At 66.3% G+C, this 17,843-nt stretch carries 21 protein-coding genes; 8 read left to right on the top strand and 13 right to left on the bottom strand.

Features of this window, described 5'->3' with window-relative positions; genetic code table 11:
- The first annotated feature begins 4 nt into the window (after positions 1-4).
- Together accC and aat are read left to right on the top strand one after the other, a co-directional pair.
- The gene (gene accC / locus C0R46_RS04425; protein ID WP_102958324.1) at positions 5-1,357 is read left to right on the top strand and encodes an acetyl-CoA carboxylase biotin carboxylase subunit; all 1,353 of its coding nucleotides are present in this window, start codon (positions 5-7) and stop codon (positions 1,355-1,357) included.
- Between the two features lie 2 nt (positions 1,358-1,359).
- On the top strand, positions 1,360-2,034 hold the full coding sequence (aat, locus tag C0R46_RS04420; RefSeq protein ID WP_102958323.1) for a leucyl/phenylalanyl-tRNA--protein transferase: 675 nt from the start codon (positions 1,360-1,362) through the stop codon (positions 2,032-2,034).
- Here aat and C0R46_RS04415 read toward each other — a convergent pair.
- The 10 genes from C0R46_RS04415 to C0R46_RS04370 form a co-directional block, all read right to left on the bottom strand.
- The gene (locus C0R46_RS04415) at positions 1,980-2,429 is read right to left on the bottom strand and encodes a DUF2155 domain-containing protein (RefSeq protein ID WP_102958322.1); all 450 of its coding nucleotides are present in this window, start codon (positions 2,427-2,429) and stop codon (positions 1,980-1,982) included. The genes aat and C0R46_RS04415 overlap by 55 nt on opposite strands.
- 112 nt (positions 2,430-2,541) lie before the next feature.
- On the bottom strand, positions 2,542-2,922 hold the full coding sequence (locus tag C0R46_RS04410; RefSeq protein ID WP_102958321.1) for an NADH:ubiquinone oxidoreductase subunit NDUFA12: 381 nt from the start codon (positions 2,920-2,922) through the stop codon (positions 2,542-2,544).
- Positions 2,923-3,008: 86 nt separating this feature from the next.
- On the bottom strand, positions 3,009-3,491 hold the full coding sequence (locus C0R46_RS04405; RefSeq protein ID WP_102958320.1) for a GNAT family N-acetyltransferase: 483 nt from the start codon (positions 3,489-3,491) through the stop codon (positions 3,009-3,011).
- The gene (gatB, locus tag C0R46_RS04400; protein ID WP_102958319.1) at positions 3,488-4,987 is read right to left on the bottom strand and encodes an Asp-tRNA(Asn)/Glu-tRNA(Gln) amidotransferase subunit GatB; all 1,500 of its coding nucleotides are present in this window, start codon (positions 4,985-4,987) and stop codon (positions 3,488-3,490) included. The genes C0R46_RS04405 and gatB overlap by 4 nt, the downstream gene beginning before the upstream one ends.
- A 124-nt stretch (positions 4,988-5,111) precedes the next feature.
- Positions 5,112-5,378: a chorismate mutase gene (locus tag C0R46_RS04395; protein WP_102958318.1), complete on the bottom strand. Its 267-nt coding sequence runs from the start codon at positions 5,376-5,378 to the stop codon at positions 5,112-5,114.
- Positions 5,379-5,416: 38 nt separating this feature from the next.
- Entirely contained in the window at positions 5,417-5,911 is a 495-nt protein-coding gene (locus C0R46_RS04390) for a TIGR00645 family protein (RefSeq protein ID WP_102958317.1), read from the bottom strand.
- A gap of 59 nt (positions 5,912-5,970) precedes the next feature.
- A complete protein-coding gene (gatA, locus tag C0R46_RS04385) occupies positions 5,971-7,452 on the bottom strand; it encodes an Asp-tRNA(Asn)/Glu-tRNA(Gln) amidotransferase subunit GatA (RefSeq protein WP_102958316.1) in 1,482 nt (493 codons plus the stop codon).
- Complete coding sequence (locus C0R46_RS04380) at positions 7,452-7,919, bottom strand: GNAT family N-acetyltransferase (protein ID WP_102958315.1); 468 nt, start codon at positions 7,917-7,919, stop codon at positions 7,452-7,454. Before C0R46_RS04380 ends, gatA begins: the two co-directional genes overlap by 1 nt.
- Before the next feature lie 5 nt (positions 7,920-7,924).
- Positions 7,925-8,212 (bottom strand): Asp-tRNA(Asn)/Glu-tRNA(Gln) amidotransferase subunit GatC, encoded by a 288-nt coding sequence (gatC, locus tag C0R46_RS04375; RefSeq protein ID WP_102958314.1) that lies wholly within the window; start codon positions 8,210-8,212, stop codon positions 7,925-7,927.
- Between the two features lie 103 nt (positions 8,213-8,315).
- Positions 8,316-9,017 (bottom strand): metal-dependent hydrolase, encoded by a 702-nt coding sequence (locus tag C0R46_RS04370; RefSeq protein WP_102958313.1) that lies wholly within the window; start codon positions 9,015-9,017, stop codon positions 8,316-8,318.
- Between the two features lie 139 nt (positions 9,018-9,156).
- Here C0R46_RS04370 and ruvX point away from each other — a divergent pair, with 139 nt between their 5' ends.
- On the top strand, positions 9,157-9,633 hold the full coding sequence (ruvX, locus tag C0R46_RS04365) for a Holliday junction resolvase RuvX (protein WP_102958312.1): 477 nt from the start codon (positions 9,157-9,159) through the stop codon (positions 9,631-9,633).
- On the opposite strand, the gene C0R46_RS04360 is transcribed toward ruvX, so the two are convergent.
- Both C0R46_RS04360 and C0R46_RS04355 read right to left on the bottom strand, forming a co-directional pair.
- A complete protein-coding gene (locus tag C0R46_RS04360) occupies positions 9,585-9,926 on the bottom strand; it encodes a DUF6105 family protein (RefSeq protein ID WP_198598230.1) in 342 nt (113 codons plus the stop codon). The two genes, ruvX and C0R46_RS04360, sit on opposite strands and share 49 nt — an antisense overlap.
- Positions 9,923-10,486 (bottom strand): hypothetical protein, encoded by a 564-nt coding sequence (locus C0R46_RS04355; RefSeq protein WP_102958311.1) that lies wholly within the window; start codon positions 10,484-10,486, stop codon positions 9,923-9,925. Before C0R46_RS04355 ends, C0R46_RS04360 begins: the two co-directional genes overlap by 4 nt.
- Positions 10,487-10,713: 227 nt before the next feature.
- Between C0R46_RS04355 and C0R46_RS04350 the strand changes: the two genes are divergently transcribed.
- The 4 genes from C0R46_RS04350 to dprA are packed head-to-tail and all read left to right on the top strand — an operon-like array spanning position 10,714 to position 14,709.
- Positions 10,714-11,664, top strand: a complete 951-nt coding sequence (locus C0R46_RS04350; protein WP_102958310.1) for an aspartate carbamoyltransferase catalytic subunit — start codon at positions 10,714-10,716, stop codon at positions 11,662-11,664.
- A complete protein-coding gene (locus C0R46_RS04345) occupies positions 11,661-12,974 on the top strand; it encodes a dihydroorotase (protein ID WP_102958309.1) in 1,314 nt (437 codons plus the stop codon). Before C0R46_RS04350 ends, C0R46_RS04345 begins: the two co-directional genes overlap by 4 nt.
- A complete protein-coding gene (plsY, locus tag C0R46_RS04340; RefSeq protein WP_102958308.1) occupies positions 12,971-13,579 on the top strand; it encodes a glycerol-3-phosphate 1-O-acyltransferase PlsY in 609 nt (202 codons plus the stop codon). Before C0R46_RS04345 ends, plsY begins: the two co-directional genes overlap by 4 nt.
- Positions 13,576-14,709 (top strand): DNA-processing protein DprA, encoded by a 1,134-nt coding sequence (dprA, locus tag C0R46_RS04335; RefSeq protein ID WP_102958307.1) that lies wholly within the window; start codon positions 13,576-13,578, stop codon positions 14,707-14,709. Before plsY ends, dprA begins: the two co-directional genes overlap by 4 nt.
- On the opposite strand, the gene C0R46_RS04330 is transcribed toward dprA, so the two are convergent.
- Positions 14,680-14,880, bottom strand: coding sequence for a hypothetical protein (locus tag C0R46_RS04330; RefSeq protein ID WP_157944554.1), 201 nt, complete (start codon positions 14,878-14,880; stop codon positions 14,680-14,682). The two genes, dprA and C0R46_RS04330, sit on opposite strands and share 30 nt — an antisense overlap.
- A gap of 247 nt (positions 14,881-15,127) precedes the next feature.
- Here C0R46_RS04330 and topA point away from each other — a divergent pair, with 247 nt between their 5' ends.
- Positions 15,128-17,842 (top strand): type I DNA topoisomerase, encoded by a 2,715-nt coding sequence (gene topA, locus C0R46_RS04325; protein ID WP_102958305.1) that lies wholly within the window; start codon positions 15,128-15,130, stop codon positions 17,840-17,842.
- Position 17,843: the final 1 nt, after the last annotated feature.

The raw sequence follows: 17,843 nt of genomic DNA, 5'->3' as shown, positions 1-17,843 counted from the left end.
TCCGATGTTCAAGAAGGTCCTGATCGCCAACCGCGGCGAGATCGCGCTGCGCGTCCTGCGCGCCTGCAAGGAACTCGGCATCTCCACCGTCGCGGTACATTCCACCGCCGATAATGCCGCCATGCATGTGCGTCTTGCGGATGAGAGCGTCTGCATCGGCCCGCCGCCCTCGCGCGACAGCTACCTCAACATCCCGCAGATCCTCGCGGCCTGCGAGATCACCGGCGCGGACGCCGTTCATCCGGGCTACGGGTTTCTGTCGGAAAACGCGCGATTTGCCGACATCCTCGACGCGCACAACGTCACCTTCATCGGACCGACGGCGCAGCACATCCGCACGATGGGCGACAAGATCGAGGCCAAGCGCACCGCCAAGCGTCTCGGCATCCCCGTTGTGCCTGGCTCCGACGGTGCGGTGGAGACCGACACGGACGCTCTGCGCATCGCCCGCGAGATCGGCTTCCCTGTCCTCGTGAAGGCGTCCGCCGGCGGCGGCGGCCGTGGCATGAAGGTGGCACAGACCGAGGCTGACCTGCCGCTGGCACTGGCGACCGCACGCTCCGAAGCCGGCTCGGCCTTCGGCGATGACGCCGTCTATATCGAGAAGTATCTGGAAAAGCCGCGCCATATCGAGGTGCAGGTCTTCGGCGATGGCGCCGGCGAGGCGATCCACCTCGGCGAGCGCGATTGCTCACTGCAGCGCCGCCATCAGAAGGTCTGGGAAGAAGCCAATTCCCCGGCCCTGACGCCTGAGCAGCGCGAGAAGATCGGCAGCATCGTCGCCAACGCGATGCGCAAACTCTCCTATCGCGGCGCCGGCACAATCGAGTTTCTGTACGAGAACGGCGAGTTCTACTTCATCGAGATGAACACCCGCCTGCAGGTGGAGCATCCGGTGACGGAGGCGATCACCGGTCTCGACCTCGTGCACGAGCAGATCCGCGTCGCGGCCGGACTTGGCCTGTCGCTGAAGCAGTCGGAGGTGAAGTTCTCCGGCCACGCGATCGAGTGCCGCATCAATGCCGAGGATCCGCGTACCTTCGCGCCCTCGCCCGGCAAGATCACTCACTACCATACGCCGGGCGGCCTTGGCGTTCGTATCGATTCGGCAGTCTATCAGGGCTATTCGATCCCGCCCTTCTACGACAGCCTGATCGGCAAGCTGATCGTCTCCGGCCGCGACCGGGCCGAGTGCCTGATGCGGCTGCGGCGCACGCTGGACGAGATCGTCGTCGACGGCATCAAGACGACGCTGCCGTTGTTCCGCGACCTCGTCGGCAATGACGACATCATCCGCGGCGACTACGACATCCACTGGCTGGAGCACTACCTCGCCGGCGAGACTGCGGCGGGCTGAGCATGGCCTCGCGCGGTGACGAGGCGTTCGAGATCACCCCATCGATCCTGCTGCGGGCCTATGCCTGCGGCATCTTCCCGATGGCCGATTCGGCGGACGATCCAGACATCTTCTGGATCGATCCGACCGAGCGGGGCATCATGCCCCTCGACGCCGTCCACGTGCCGCGCAGCCTGCGCAAGACGATCCGGCAGGGCCGCTTCCAAATCCGCGTCGATACCGCCTTCCCGGCCGTGCTCGACGGCTGCGCCGAGCCGGCGCCCGACCGCCCGCAGACCTGGATCAACGGCCGCATCCGGGAGCTCTATCTGGGCCTTCACCGCGCCGGCTTTGCCCACAGCGTCGAGGCATGGCGGGAGGATCGGCTCGTCGGCGGCCTTTACGGCGTCAGCCTGGGCGCCGCCTTCTTCGGCGAGAGCATGTTCTCGCGCGAAACCGACGCCTCGAAGGTCTGCCTTGTTCATCTCTGCGAGCGGCTGCGGCGCGGGGGCTATCGCCTGCTCGACACGCAGTTCATCACCAGCCACCTCGCCCGCTTCGGTGCGGTCGAGATCGGGCGGCGCGAATACCAGAAGATGCTAGCGGCCGCGGTCGAGGCGACCGCAGACTTCTATTCTAAGGACTACCCGGCCGATGGGGCGGCGCTCGCTCCATCAGCTGGCGGCGCGGCGTTCTGATCGGTCGGCGGCGGCACGTCCGACTGCGACTTGCACCCCTTCAGCCAGACGTCATAGACGGGATGCTCCACCGCGTTGAGACCGGGCGAATCGGCGAACATCCAGCCGGTGAAGATGCGCCGGATCTCGCGGGTCAGCGTGATTTCGTCGACCTCGACGAAGGAGTCCGTTTTGGGTGCCTCGTCCTTGGAACTGGTATAGCAGACGCGCGGCGTCACCTGCAGCGCGCCGAACTGCACGGTCTCATCGACATAGACGTCGAATGTGGTGATGCGGCCGGTGATCTTGTCGATGCCGGAGAAGATCGCGACCTGGTTGCGGATGCGCTCTGCGGATGCCGCGGACGGGGCTAGTGCGAGCGCCGTCAGCGCGGCCGCTCCGATGATCCGCTTCATGCGCAGTCCTCTTGGCCGGGGATGCGTCGGCGCGGCAGATCCGCCCCAAGGCACCCGTTCCGGCAATTCGCTAAGCCGCGAAGAGTATGAAAATGAGGCGATCGCCCTCGCCTCACGGCACCCAGGCGTCGTAGTCGCCGGTGACGCGCGGCCGCTCGCTGGCGTTCAGCAGCGATCCCTTCGGCCGATAAGCCTCCGGCGTGCCGGTGCGGTTCGGCCGATGCGGCTTCTGCCAGTCGCGCGGCATATAGCTCTCGTCCGACGGCGGCGTGGCGACGCGATGATGCATCCAGCCGTGCCAGCCGGGGGGAATGGCGCTCGCCTCGGCGGGACCATTGTAGATGACCCAGCGACGCTTGCCGTCGGCACTCTGATAGTAGACGTTGCCGAACTCGTCGGCCCCGACCTTCTGGCCGAACCGCCAAGTGTGGAAGCGCGTGCCGATCGTCTGGCCGTTCCACCAGGTAAAGATCTGAAGCAGCCAGTTCTTCATTGCCGTCGCCTGCTGTTTTGCGGGTCCGGTTATGATGCCGATGCCCTGAAATGTCCACCCGGAGGCGCTTGGCGCCGCCACTGCTGTCAGCGTGGGTTGCGCTCCATGACGACCGTAGCGCGCGCTGCGGCGTCCGGATCAAGGCCGAGCGTCTCGAAGCCCTCGCGCGAGAAGAACGCCACCGCCCGCCGATTGGCCGCGGGCAGCTCGACCTCGGCCGACCGGCTTGTGCCGAACGAGCTCAGCGCCGCGTCCAGCAGCGCCTTCCCGACGCCCTGCGACTGGCGGCTAGGTGCGACATAGAGCTGCTCCACCGCTACGACCTCGTCGTCGCGCAGGACGGCAAACACCATGCCGGCGATCTCCGGCTTGCCGTCCGCCACGAGGAAAGTCGCATCGGGACGCACCAGCCGTTCCTCCATTGCCTCGATGGAGAACCAGTCGGCAGCGATGCTCTGCACCTCCGTCTCGCCATAGAGCGAATCGTAGGTCTGGTGCCAGGTCTCGCGCAGCAGAACCCGCAGAGCCTCCAGATCGTCGTCGGTCGCCGGGCGGATCGATACGCTCATTCCAGCCCGAGCTTCTGCTTGACGAGGTCGTTCACCGCCTGCGGATTGGCCTTGCCGCCCATGGCGCGCATCACCTGACCGACGAACCAGCCGGCGAGCGTCGGCTTGGCCTTGGCCTGCTCGACCTTGTCCGGGTTGGCGGCGATGATGTCGTCGACAGCCTTCTCGATCGCGCCGGTGTCAGTGACCTGCTTCATGCCGCGCAGCTCGACGATTGAGGCAGGGTCGCCGCCCTCGATCCAGACGATCTCGAACAGGTCCTTGGCGATCTTGCCGGAGATCGTGCCGTCCCGAATGAGATCCAGGATGGCGCCGAGCTGATCGGCGGACACAGGTGTCTCCTCGATGCTCTTGCCGCTCTTGTTCAAAGCGCCGAGAAGATCGTTGATCACCCAATTCGCCGCCTGCTTGGCGTCGCGCCCTGCGGCAACGGCTTCGAAGTAATCGGCGATCGCCTTGTCCGACACGAGGATCGAGGCATCGTAGGGCGACAGTCCGCTGTCGCGGATGAGGCGCGCCCGCTTGTCGTCCGGCAGCTCCGGCAGATGCTCCAGCAGCGCGTCGATATAGGCCTGGTCGAACTCCAGCGGCAGCAGGTCCGGATCGGGGAAGTAGCGGTAGTCGTGCGCCTCTTCCTTGGAGCGCATGGCGCGCGTCTCGCCCTTGACCGGATCGAACAGGCGCGTCTCCTGATCGATCGTGCCGCCGTCCTCGATCACCGCGATCTGGCGCCGTGCCTCCGACTCGATCGCCTGTCCGACGAAGCGGATCGAGTTGACGTTCTTGATCTCGCAGCGCGTTCCGAACTCGCCACCCGGGCGGCGGACCGAGACGTTGACGTCGGCGCGCAGCGAGCCTTCGTCCATGTTGCCGTCGCAGGTGCCGAGATAGCGCAGGATCGTGCGCAGCTTGGTGAGATAGGCGCGCGCCTCGTCGGCCGAGCGCATATCGGGTTTGGAGACGATCTCCATCAGTGCGACGCCCGAGCGGTTCAGATCGACATAGGACATGGTCGGATGCTGGTCGTGCATCGACTTGCCCGCATCCTGCTCGAGGTGCAGGCGCTCGATGCCGACTTCGATGTCCTCGAACTCACCCTTGGAGTCGGGGCCGACCGCGACGACGACCTTGCCCTCGCCGACGATCGGGCTCTTGAACTGCGAGATCTGATAGCCCTGCGGCAGGTCGGGATAGAAGTAGTTCTTGCGATCGAAGATCGAGCGCTTGTTGATCTCCGCCTTCAGCCCGAGGCCGGTGCGCACGGCCTGGCGGACGCACTCCTCGTTGATCACCGGCAGCATGCCCGGCATCGCCGCATCGACGAGGCTGACATGATCGTTCGGGGCCCCGCCGAACTCGGTTGAGGCACCGGAAAACAGCTTGGCTTCCGACAGGACCTGCGCATGGACCTCCATGCCGATCACGATCTCCCAGTCGCCGGTCGCGCCGGCGATCAGCTTCTTGGGGTCGGGCGTGCGGGTGTCGACGATGCTCATGGGCTTTTCCGAAAAGGCTCTTGTCGGCGAATGCTACCGGCTAGAGCAACAAAGGAGGGCATTCAAGCGTGAGCGGCAAGTCGTGGCTGACACGGCCTGGCAGGGGTGATGCCGCATCCGCCGTTCAGCTGCCGAGACGCACCTCTTCCTCGGCGATGGCGGCCGCCACGAGCTCGCGCCAGAAGCGGCCGTAGAGCTCCGGATCGAGACCGTGCGCCTCGGCCCGCGCCCGCGCGTTGTTGACGACTTCCTCAACGCGCTCAGGCACTTCGGCCGGAATGTCAGTGCCCCGCTTCAACTCGGCAGCGCGATGAATGTAGCGCATGCGCTCGGCGAAAAGGTCGAAGAGCGCTGTGTCGACAGCGTCGATCTCGGCGCGCAGCTCGGTCATGGAGCGGCATTCTGCTGGAGGGCGACGGCTGTTCGACATCAGTGGTCACCCGAGACGCGATCGGTGACGGCGAGCAACACGGCCGAGACCACGAAGACGAGGTGGATGCCGACCAGCCACGCAAGCTGCGTCCAGTCGGATGAGGCATTGAGGTTCATGAAGGCCTTCAGCAGCTGCACGGCCGAGATCGCGACGATCGAGCCCATCAGCTTCTGCTTCAGTCCTACAAAATCGATCTTCGACATCCATTCCGGCCAGCCGGGATGCTCCAGGGGATCGATGCGCGAGACGAAGTTCTCATAGCCGGAGAAGACGACGATCAGGACGAGGCTCGCCGTCAGCGTCAGGTCCACCAGCGTCAGGATGCCGAGGATAATGTCGGACTCCGAGGCGCTGAAGCTGTCGGCAACGAAATGGACGAGCTCGACGCCGAAGTGGAGGAGCAGCACCGCCGCGGCAATGAGGAGCCCGAGGTAGAACGGCGCCATCAGCCAGCGGCTTAGAAAGATCACGCGTTCGATCGGCTTTTCCACCGAAGACCTCTCCGTTGACGGTAGGCGCTGAGGAACGGCCGCTGTGTGCGGCGTCCCGCTCACCACCACTTCGCCGGCGTATAGCGGCCCGCCGCCTTCTCGATCACCGAAGCGGTCGCGAACAGCGTCTCCTCGTCGAAGGGGCGGCCGATCAGCTGCAGGCCGAGCGGCGTGCCTTCCGCGGACAAGCCTGCCGGCACGGCGATGCCCGGAAGACCCGCCATGTTCACCGTCACGGTGAAGATGTCGTTGAGGTACATCTTCACGGGGTCCGAAGCCATGTCCTCGTCGGCGATACCGAAGGCGGCCGACGGCGTCGCGGGTGTCAGCAGCGCATCGATGCCGTCGGCATAGACATTCTCGAAGTCGCGCTTGATCAGCGTGCGCACCTTCTGGGCGCGCAGGTAGTAGGCGTCGTAATAGCCGGCCGACAGCACGTAGGTGCCGATCATGATGCGACGCTTGACCTCGCGGCCGAAGCCCGTCGCCCGGGTCTGCTCATACATGTCGATGACGTCGCGGCCGGGCATGCGCAGGCCGTAGCGCACGCCGTCATAGCGCGCGAGGTTGGACGAGGCTTCGGCGGGCGCCACGATGTAATAGGCGGGCAGCGCGTAGCGCGTATGCGGCAGCGACACGTCGACGATCTCGGCGCCGGCGTCCTTCAGCCAGGCGATACCCTGCTGCCAGAGCGCCTCGATCTCTTCCGGCATGCCGTCGACGCGATATTCCCGCGGCACGCCGATCCTGAGGCCCTTCACCGACCGCCCGACGGACGCCTCGTAGTCAGGGACCGTGCGATCGACCGAGGTCGTGTCCTTCGGATCGACGGAGGCCATCGACTTCAGCATGATGGCGGCATCGCGCACGTCTCGGGCGATCGGCCCGGCCTGGTCCAGCGAGGACGCGAAGGCCACCGTGCCCCAGCGCGAGCAGCGCCCATAGGTCGGCTTGATGCCGACCGTGCCGGTCAGCGCCGCGGGCTGACGGATGGAGCCGCCCGTGTCCGTCGCCGTCGCGCCGGCGCACAGATGCGCGGCAACGGCAGCGGCCGAGCCGCCGGACGAACCGCCGGGCACCAGATCCATGTTGGAGCCCTTGCGGCGCCAGGGGTTCTTCACCGGGCCGTAGTAGCTCGTCTCATTGGAGGAGCCCATGGCGAACTCATCCATGTTGAGCTTGCCGAGCATCACCGCGCCGTCAGCCCAGAGATTGGCGGTGACGGTCGATTCGTAGCGCGGCTTGAACTTGTCGAGGATGTGGCTGCAGGCCTGGGTATGGACGCCTTCTGTCGCGAAGAGGTCCTTGATGCCGAGCGGAATGCCTTCCAGCGCGCCGGCCTCGCCTTTGGCGATCCGCGCGTCGGAGGCTTTTGCCATGTCGCGCGCCTTCTCCGGCGTCACTGCGACATAGGTGTTGAGGGTCTCGTTGGCTGCATCGATCGCCTTGATGTAGGCCTCGGTCAGTTCGCTCGCGCTCACGTCCTTGGCGATCAGCCGGTCACGGGCTTCGGCGATGGTCAGGGCGGTCAGATCGGTCATCAGACAAGGTTCTTTTCGTAAAATCGCGAATAGCCGGAATCCGGGTAGTCGAGCACTGCGCTGCAGGCGCTGAACCCACCACGCTCATAGACGCGCCAGGCCGGTTCGAAGCCGGGCGCCTCGCCGGTTTCGAGAACGAGGCGGGTCAGACCTCGCTCGCGGGCAAGCTGCTCCACCTGCGTCAGCAGCTGCGATCCGACGCGCTGCCCGCGCACCTCCGGCAGCGTGAACATGCGCTTCACCTCGCCGGTTCCGCGCTCGTGCACCTTCAGCGAGGCCATGCCGACAGGCCGGCCAGACTCGCTGCGAGCGACCAGCACCGTCACGGACGGATCGGACATCTGCTCGACGGTCAGCTGGAACTGGAACTCCCGCGGCGTCAACGGAATGAGATAGTCGTTGAGCGCCGCCACCATTGCGCGAACGTCGTCCTGCAGTGGCGTCTCGATACCGATCGCCAGTGCCATCGCCGTTACTCGACCACCTTCGGAACGACGAAGAAATGCTCGTCCTGAACCGGTGCGTTGGCGACGATGTCGTCGGCCTTGCCGCCGTCGTTCACGATGTCGCGGCGCTTCTTCATCTCCATCGGGGTGACAGAGGTCATCGGCTCGACGCCGTCGACGTCGACTTCGCTCAGCTGCTCGACGAAGCCGAGGATTGCGTTCAGCTCGCCCTGCATGGCCTCCACCTCCGCATCGGAGACGGCAATGCGCGCGAGGCGCGCAACGCGGCGGACAGTGTTCGTATCGACGGACATCGCGCTTCTTCGGCTATGCAGGGATGATGGCTGAGCTATAGCGGCGGGTTTTTGGCGAGGCAACGCCGGACGGGCATCACGGCGGCCGCTTCGTCCCGTCTCATCAGACGTCGAAGGGCACGCCGACGGTCGGGTTGAAGACGCGGTCCCCCTGCCCCTCCATCGCTTCTGAGAAGCGGTGCGTGTCCTGGTCGAGCAGCGGAATGGTGCCCCAGTGCATCGGGATGATCCTTTCGAAGTTGAAGTAGCGGCGGCAGGCGAGCGCCGCGACGGCCGCGCCCATGGTCAGCCGGTCGCCCACCGGAACCATGCCGATCTTCGGGCTGTGCAGTTCCTCGATGATCGCCATGTCCGAGAAGATGTCGGTATCGCCCATATGGTAGATCGTCGGGCCGTCGGTGAAATGGAAGACGAGGCCGTTCGGCATGCCGAGATAGGTGACGGTGCCGTCCTCCTCGATGTTGCCGGAGCTGTGGAAGGCCTGCGTCAACGTCACCGAGAAGTCGGTGAAACGCGCTGTCCCGCCCGTGTTCGCGGGCTCGATGGAGCCGATTCCCTGCTTGGCGATCCAGCTCACCAGTTCGAAATTGCCGATCACCCTCGCCCCGGTGCGCCGGGCAATGTCGATGGAATCGCCGACGTGATCGGAATGGCCGTGGCTGAGCGCGATATGCGTCACGCCGGCGGACGCCTCCTCCACCGTGCCCTTGTAGTGCGGATTGCCGGATAGGAAGGGGTCGACCAGGATCACGGAATTGCCGGTCTCGATGCGGAAGGCGGAATGGCCGAAATAGGTGATCTTCATCGTCGTCTCTCCACCGGTCAGCGAAGCGGTTGCAGGTGAGGCGTCACACGTCAAATGCGCCGGATGATCGCCGGCGCGGTTCCGCCGCCGGAGACGATGCTCTACCTGCATGTCCAACCGAATGGGTCAAGGAGTCGAGATGGCCATCGTCGACATCGCCGAACTGGAATTGCTGCCGCCGGGCCAGATCGTCGCGGGCCTCGATCTCGGCACCAAGACGATCGGCGTCGCCATGTCGGATCTCGGCTGGAGTCTGGCGGTTCCGCGCCCGGTGATCCGGCGCGTCAAATTCGGCAAGGATGCGGAGATCCTGCGCCAGATGCTCGACAATGAGAAAGTCGCGGCGATCGTCATCGGCCTGCCGCTCAACATGGACGGCAGCGAGGGACCGCGCTCGCAGGCCACGCGCGCTTTCGTGCGCAATTACAGCCGGCTCGACGAGCGGCCGATCGCCTTCTGGGACGAGCGGCTGTCGACGGTCGCGGCCGAACGAGGCCTTCTGGAGATGGATACGTCGCGGCGCAAGCGGGCGGAGCGGATCGATTCCGCCGCCGCCGCCTTCATCCTTCAGGGCGCGCTGGACCGGCTGTCATCGCTGCGGGCGAACGGCTCCTGAGGCACGCCGGCAACAACCGGTGCTTGGCCGAGCCAGGCCGCGATGCGCCGCCGCTGCCGGAAGGCGATGACCGCTGCAACGATCGAGCTGTCGACGAACAGGGCCTTGGCGATCATCGCTGGCAGGAGCTCCGGCTCGACGCCGAGCAGGCTGCCATAGATCGCAAAGACGTGGTCATGCAGCGGGCGCGAGAAGAACAGCGTCCCGAAATTGATGTCGTTCAGCGACAGAAAGTACCAGGACCAGAAGAAGCCGAGCGGCAGCAGCCAGAAGAGCAGCAGCGCCCGGATCATCGATTGTGTCTCCGGCGCCGCTCGCTCTCGGACCCGTCCGCGCGTTCCTTGCGCCTGATCTCGTCGGTCAGTGCGGCCATGGCGGCCCGGAAAGCGGCCTCGGCGGCCGGGTCTTCCTCGACGCTGACGCAGTGGTCGAACAGGAGAACGGCAAAGCAGAAGGCCAGCGAGAACAGGAAAGCCGGCCCATCGCCGAAGATGCTGGCGACGGGTGACCCGGCGACGACAGCCGCGCCGTAGAAGGTGGCGATACCAGTCAGCGCCGCTGCGGCGAGATGCTCGCCCTGCGAACGGCGCAGACGCCGCCCCGAGTTCAGGAAGCCGATGGCAACCGCCGTGGCAATCGAGAAGGCGCACAGAACGGCTGCCGTCGTGATCGCCTCTCCGCCATAGAGCGAGGCGAACAGCGAGAGCATCGGCCGCGGGTCGAGCGAGAGATCGGCTTCTGCGATCGAGACGATCGAGTGAGGTGCGAATGCCGCGGCAGCCAGCATCGCCGCGCTCGTCGCAGCAAGGCCGACGGCGACCGATAGGGCAAATGTCGATGCCACCCTCTTCATCAGGTCGCCCTTTCGCCGTGCATGTTCATCTTCATGAACGACAATCTCACCGCCCGGTTCGATCGCTGCAATCTAAACCATTTGTTAAGGTTAATGGCGGGGCGGTGTGGGATGCGGGCTGCGTCACATCCGCCCTCCTCGGCGCGAGCGGGTCGAACATAAAGCGTGGCATAACGGGGCCCGATCCTTGCCGGCCCTTCCCCGATCTCCTATAGCCCGCCTTCGCCATGACAGCGCCCTTCGACACGCCTCGCCCGCGACGCCACCTCCTCGGCATCGCCCGTCTGCAGCCGCACGAGATCGAGGATCTTCTCGACCGCTCCGAGGCGGAGATCGCCGTCAGTCGGCGGGTCGACAAGAAGAAGTCGGTGCTGAAGGGGCGGACCCAGATCAACCTCTTCTTCGAGGCCTCGACGCGGACGCAGGCCTCCTTCGAGCTCGCCGGCAAGCGACTGGGTGCCGATGTCATGAACATGGCCGTCGGCAACTCTTCGGTGAAGAAGGGCGAAACGCTCATCGACACCGCAATGACGCTGAATGCCATGCAGCCCGACATCCTCGTGGTGCGCCACCACGCCGCCGGGGCGGTGGCGCTGCTGGCCCAGAAGGTCGGCTGCTCCGTCGTCAATGCGGGCGACGGCGCGCATGAGCATCCGACGCAGGCCCTGCTCGACGCCCTCACCATCCGCCGGCACAAGGGTAAGATTGCGCGCATGACGGTGGCGATCTGCGGCGACGTGCTGCACAGCCGGGTCGCGCGCTCAAACATCCTCCTCCTCAATGCGCTCGGCGCGCGGGTGCGGGTGATCGCTCCCTCGACGCTGCTGCCGAGCGGCATCGAGCAGATGGGCGCCGAGGTGTTCCGCCGCATGGAGGATGGCCTCGAAGGCGCCGACGTCGTGATGATGCTGCGTCTGCAGCGCGAGAGAATGGCGGGTGCCTTCGTGCCGTCGGTTCGCGAATATTTCCGCTATTTCGGTCTTGATCGCGAGAAGCTGGCGCGCGCCAAGCCGGATGCGCTGGTAATGCATCCGGGGCCGATGAACCGGGGCGTAGAGATCGCTTCCGAAATTGCCGATGGGCCGCAGAGCGTCATCGAGGAGCAGGTCGAGATGGGCGTTGCCGTGCGCATGGCGGTGATGCAGGCCCTGCTCGAAGGAACGGGAGACGCGGCATGACGACCGAGACCCGCCCGCTCGTCATCGAGAACGCCCGCATCATCGATCCGTCACGCGATCTGGACGAGACCGGCAGCGTCGTCGTCGAGGCCGGCGTGATCCGCGAAGCCGGCCGAGCCGCCGCAGGCCAGGGCCGGCCCGAGGGTGCCGAGCTGATCGACGCACGTGGCAGCCTCGTCCTGCCCGGCCTCGTCGATGCCCGCGTCTTCATCGGCGAGCCCGGCGGCGAGCATCGCGAGACGATCGCCTCCGCTTCGGCCGCTGCGGCCGCCGGCGGCGTGACTTCGATCCTCACCATGCCCGACACGGACCCGGTGATCGACGACGTGGCGCTTGCCGAATTCGTGATGCGCACGGCGCGCGAGACCGCGCGCGTCAACATCTTCCCGGCGGCGGCGATGACCAAGGGGCTGCGGGGCTCAGAGATCACCGAGATCGGCCTCCTCTCCGCCGCCGGCGTCGTCGCCTTCACCGAAGGGCGGCACACACTGTCCGATGCGGCGCTGCTGCGCCGGATCATGACCTATGGCCGCGACTTCGACGCGCTGATCATGCATGCGACGCAGGATGCCGGCCTCACCGGCTCCGGCGTGATGAATGAGGGCCTGTTTGCGTCCTGGCTGGGGCTCGCCGGCATCCCGCGCGAAGCGGAGGTGATTCCGCTGGAGCGGGATCTGCGCCTCGCCGCGCTCACCGGCTGCCGCTACCACGCCGCCGAGCTGTCGACGGCCGATTCGGCTGCGGTGCTGAAGCGCGCCAAGGCGAAGGGCCATGCCGTCACCGGCGGCGTGTCGATCAACAACCTGTCGCTCAACGAGAACGACATCGGGGAATATCGCACCTTCTTCCGTCTCTCGCCGCCGCTGCGGGCCGAGGAGGATCGGCTTGCCATGGTCGAGGCGCTCGCCGACGGCACGCTCGACATCATCGTCTCCTCGCACGATCCGCAGGATGCAGACGGCAAGCGCCGGCCCTTCGCCGAGGCCGAGAGCGGGGCGATCGGCCTCGAGACGCTGCTGCCCGCGGCGCTGCGGCTGCACCACTCCGGCGCTGTGCCCCTGCCCCGCCTCGTCGCCGCGATGACATCGGGCCCGGCGGCGCTCTTGAAGATCGATCGCGGCACGCTGCAGCCGGGTCGGGCTGCCGACATCGTCATCGTCGATCCGGACGCGCCCTTCCTGTTCAGCAAGGACCGCATTCGCTCGCGCTCGAAGAACACGCCCTTCGAGAACGCCCGCTTCCAGGGGCAGGTCTTGCGCACGTTCGTCGGCGGCCGCACAGTGTTCTCGGCAGAGCCCGAGGCAGCATGATCCTGTTTGGTGAAGAGACGAGCAGCCTCGTTCTGGCAGCAGCCGTCGGCGGCTATCTCAGCGGCTCGATCCCCTACGGCCTCATCTTTGCCAAGGCCTTCGGCGCCGGCGACATCCGCAAGATCGGTTCGGGCAATATCGGCGCCACCAATGCGCTGCGCACCGGCAACAAGCTGCTCGCCTTCCTGACGCTGCTTGGCGACATTCTGAAGGGGACGATCCCCGTCGTCATCGCCTGGCGCTGGGGTGCTGCCCCGGCTGCCGTGGCAGGCCTTGCCGCCTTCCTCGGGCACCTCTTCCCGGTGTGGCTCGGCTTCAAGGGCGGCAAGGGCGTGGCGACCTATATCGGCGTCATCCTCGGCTTTGCCCCCTGGGGCGTGCTCGTCTTCGCTGCCGTGTGGCTCGGCATGGCGAAGCTGTTCAAGTATTCCTCACTCGCCGCCCTCACCGCCACGCTGGTCGTGCCGCTCTTCTATCTCGCGCTTGGCGACCGTCCGGCGGCTGCGCTGACGGCCCTGCTGACACTCCTCGTCTACATCACCCACCGCGCCAATATCCGGCGGCTCCTGGCCGGCACCGAAGGCCGGATCGGCGCCAAGGGATGAGCGATCCCGCCCAGCCGAAACGGGGCGTTCGGCTGTCGCGGGAGCAACGATTGGCATGGCTGCGCCTGATCCGCAGCGAAAATGTCGGACCGGCGACGTTCCGCAACCTGATCAACCGCTTCGGCGGCGCCGAGGCAGCGCTTGACGCCATTCCTGACCTTGCCAGGCGCGGCGGCGGACGCCCTATCCGGATCACCAGCATCGATGCCGCCGAGGCCGAGCTTGCGACCGCCGAGCGTCTGGGCGCGCAGTTCATCTGCCGCGGCGAGCCCGACTATCCCGCCATCATGCGCGGTGTCGATCAGGCCCCGCCGGTCCTTGCCGTGATGGGCGACGTCGCGCAGCTGAATCGCCCCGCCGTCGCCATTGTCGGCGCCCGCAATGCCTCACTTGCGGGCATCAAGCTGACGCACCGGATCGCCGACGAGCTCGGCGCCGCCGGCTATGTCATCGTCTCGGGCCTTGCCCGCGGCATCGACGCCGCGGCGCATGAGGCTGCCCTACCGCATGGCACGGTGGGCGTCTTCGCCGGCGGACTCGACCGCCCTTATCCCAAGGAGAACCGGCCGCTGATGCGGCGCATGGTTGATGGGCGCGGCTGCGTAATCTCGGAAATGCCGTTCGGCTGGGAGCCGCGCGCGATCGATTTTCCACGCCGCAACCGAGTGGTCGCCGCTCTGTCGCTCGGCCTGCTGGTCGTCGAAGCGGCCTCACGCTCGGGATCGCTGATCAGCGCGCGGCTGGCGGCCGAGCTCGGGCGGCTTGTCTTCGCCGTGCCGGGCTCGCCTCTCGATCCGAGGGCCGCCGGCACCAATCAGCTCCTGAAGACCGGCAGCCTCCTCGTCACCGAAGCTGCCGACATTATCATCGCGCTTCGTCCGCTCGATGACCGGATAGGACGCAGCGGCGACGACATGGACGAACCGGAGGCGATCATGCCCGCAGAGGAACCCGCCGAAGGCGAGCGCGAGCGCATCGTCGAGGCGCTCGGCACCACGCCGGTATCGATCGACGACCTGCTTGCGCATACGAGTGCGTCGGTCGGAGCGCTGCAACTCGTCCTGCTGGAACTCGATCTCGCCGGCCGCCTGGAGCGGCACTCAGATGGCCGCGTCTCGATCGTGCTGTAGTCGTGCGCCACGCTCGGCGACCAGCTCGCTTTCCGCCTGCAGCTTCGCCATGTCCATGAGGGTGATGAGGATCGAGCCTTTGGCGGCGCCGGACATCGCCTTCAGCTGGTCCAGCATGTCACAGACATATTGCAGCTTGTCGGCACGACTCAGCTCCAGCTCAGCGCGCATGACGCAGACCTCTCCGAACCGCAGGGCCAATGCCGGCCGATGATCAGAACTTCCGCCACCGCCACGTCTGGTGGTTGATCTAATCTGTATCAACGCACGAAAAAGTTGCAATACGTCCGTAGCTAAAAACCGTCGGGGTTGACCCGCTGCATCGCGCTGTCCATGTGAGCGGACGGTCTTCGGCTTGGCGCTTGTCGAATCAGCAGCCTTTGAAGACCGCAGCCCGCCAACGCAGGACAGTTGCCTCATGGACCTCGTCATCGTCGAGTCGCCGGCTAAAGCGAAGACGATCAACAAGTATCTCGGCCAGAACTACAAGGTTCTGGCTTCCTATGGCCATGTCCGCGATCTGCCGGCCAAGGACGGCTCCGTTCGTCCCGACAACGACTTCGAAATGGACTGGGAGGTCGACAAGCCGGCGCAGAAGCGCCTGAACGAGATCGCCCAGGCTGCCAAGGGCGCCGACCGACTGTTCCTGGCCACCGACCCGGATCGCGAGGGCGAGGCGATTTCCTGGCACGTCTTGGAAGTGCTGCGACAGAAGCGGGCGATCGGCCAGAAGCCGGTGTCGCGCGTCGTCTTCAACGCGATCACCAAGAAGGCGGTGCTGGACGCGATGGCCAATCCGCGTGAGATCGACGCGCCGCTGGTTGACGCCTATCTCGCCCGTCGCGCACTCGACTATCTCGTCGGCTTCACCCTGTCTCCGGTGCTCTGGCGCAAGCTGCCGGGCGCCCGCTCGGCCGGCCGCGTCCAGTCTGTGGCGCTGCGGCTCGTCTGCGATCGCGAAGCCGAGATCGAGCGCTTCAAGGCGGAAGAATACTGGCAGGTCGCGGTGCAGCTCGAGACGCCGCGCGGCGCCGACTTCATGGCGCGGCTGACCGCATTTGACGGCGAACGCCTGCAGCGCCTGTCGATCAACAACGGCGAGCGTGCGGGCTCCATCCGGGCGATGCTGGAGGGTGCCGCCTATCGCGTCACCAGCGTCGAGGCCAAGCCCACCAAGCGCAACCCCGGACCGCCCTTCACGACGTCGACCCTGCAGCAGGCGGCCTCCGCCAAGCTCGGCTTCTCGGCCTCGCGCACCATGCAGGTGGCACAGCGGCTCTATGAGGGCCTCGACCTCGGTGGCGAGACGGTCGGCCTCATCACCTATATGCGAACCGACGGCGTTCAGATGGCGCCGGAGGCGATCAGCGAGGCGCGCACGGCCATCGCGAGCAGCTTCGGCGAGCGCTACGTCCCGGAGAAGCCGCGCTTCTACTCTGCCAAGGCCAAGAACGCGCAGGAAGCCCACGAGGCGATCCGCCCGACCAGCTTCGCCCGCACGCCGAAGGACGTCGAACGCTTCCTCGACCGTGATCAGTTGCGTCTCTACGACCTCATCTGGAAGCGCAGCATCGCCAGCCAGATGGCCTCCGCCGAGATCGAGCGCACCACTGCGGAGATCGAAGCTGCGGGTGGCGGCAAGACGGCGGCGCTGCGTGCTACCGGCTCGGTGATCAAGTTCGATGGCTTCATCGGGGCCTATCAGGAGCATCGCGACGACAGTGCGCCTGCCGTTCAGGATGGCCAGGAGGACGATGAGTCCGAGCGCCTGCCGGAGATCCGCGCTCGCGAGGATCTCGCCAAGCGCGCCGTCGAGGCGAGCCAGCACTTCACCGAGCCGCCGCCTCGCTATTCCGAGGCATCGCTCATCAAGAAGATGGAGGAGCTCGGCATCGGGCGCCCCTCCACCTATGCTGCGACGCTGCAGACGCTGCAGGACCGCGATTACATCGTTCAGGAGAAGCGCAAGCTTCTGCCGGAGGCGAAGGGGCGCCTCGTCACCGCGTTCCTGCACAACTTCTTCGAGAAGTATGTCGAGTACGACTTCACGGCCGCGCTGGAGGAGCAGCTCGACCGCATCTCCGCGGGCGAGCTTGCGTGGAAGGACGTCCTGCGGGAGTTCTGGCGCGACTTCTCCAATCAGATCGACGGCACCAAGGAGCTGCGTGTCTCCGAAGTCCTCGACGCGCTGAATGAGGAACTCGGTCCGCTCGTCTTCCCGTCAAAGGGTGATGGCAGCGATCCGCGCCTGTGTCCGCGCTGCAATGCCGGCCAGCTTAGTCTGAAGCTCGGCAAGTTCGGCGCCTTCGTCGGCTGCTCGAACTATCCGGAGTGCAATTACACCCGCCAGCTCGGAACCAGCCTGTCGGCGGATGCCGCCGGGGACGGCGCGGGTTCGGACGAGCCGCGCGAGCTCGGCCGCGATCCGTCGACCGGCGAGGCGGTGACGCTGCGCAGCGGGCGCTTCGGCCCCTATATCCAGCGCGGCGACGGTAAGGAGGCCAAGCGCTCCTCGTTGCCGAAGGGCTGGGTGGCCTCGGAGATCGACTTCGAGAAGGCGATGCAGCTGCTGGCGCTGCCGCGCGAGGTCGGCGTGCATCCGGAAACCGGTAAGCCGATCCTGGCGGGGCTCGGCCGCTACGGACCCTTCCTCCAGCATGACGGCGCCTATGCCAATCTGGAGACGATCGAGGACGTCTTCACCATCGGGCTCAACCGCGCCGTCACGGTGATCGCCGAGAAGAAGGAAAAAGGCGGCCGCGGGCGCGGGACGCCGGCTGCGATCGCAACGCTCGGCGAGCATCCGGATTTCGGCGGTCCGATCACCGTGCGCGAGGGCCGCTTCGGGCCCTATGTCAACGTCGGCAAGATCAACGCCACGCTGCCGAAGACCACCGACCCGGCATCCGTGACGCTGGAGGATGCGATCCGCCTCCTCAACGAGCGTGCGGAGAAAACCGGCAAGGCGCCGAAGCCGAAGGCTGCCGCCAAGACCAAGACGGCTGCAGCCAAGAAGGCGCCTGCCGATGCCAAGGCGCCGGCGAAGCCCCGTGCCACCAAGGCTGCGGCCGGCAAGACAGCCGCCGCCAAGGCCAAGGCGCCGGCGCGATCCAAAACGACCGTGGCGGGCTGAG

Origin of the sequence: Mangrovicella endophytica (assembly GCF_002893625.1) — a bacterium.
GTDB lineage: Bacteria > Pseudomonadota > Alphaproteobacteria > Rhizobiales > Rhizobiaceae > Mangrovicella > Mangrovicella endophytica.
Note: the sequence above shows the minus strand (reverse complement) of the source record. Positions and strands in the feature narration are given on the sequence as shown.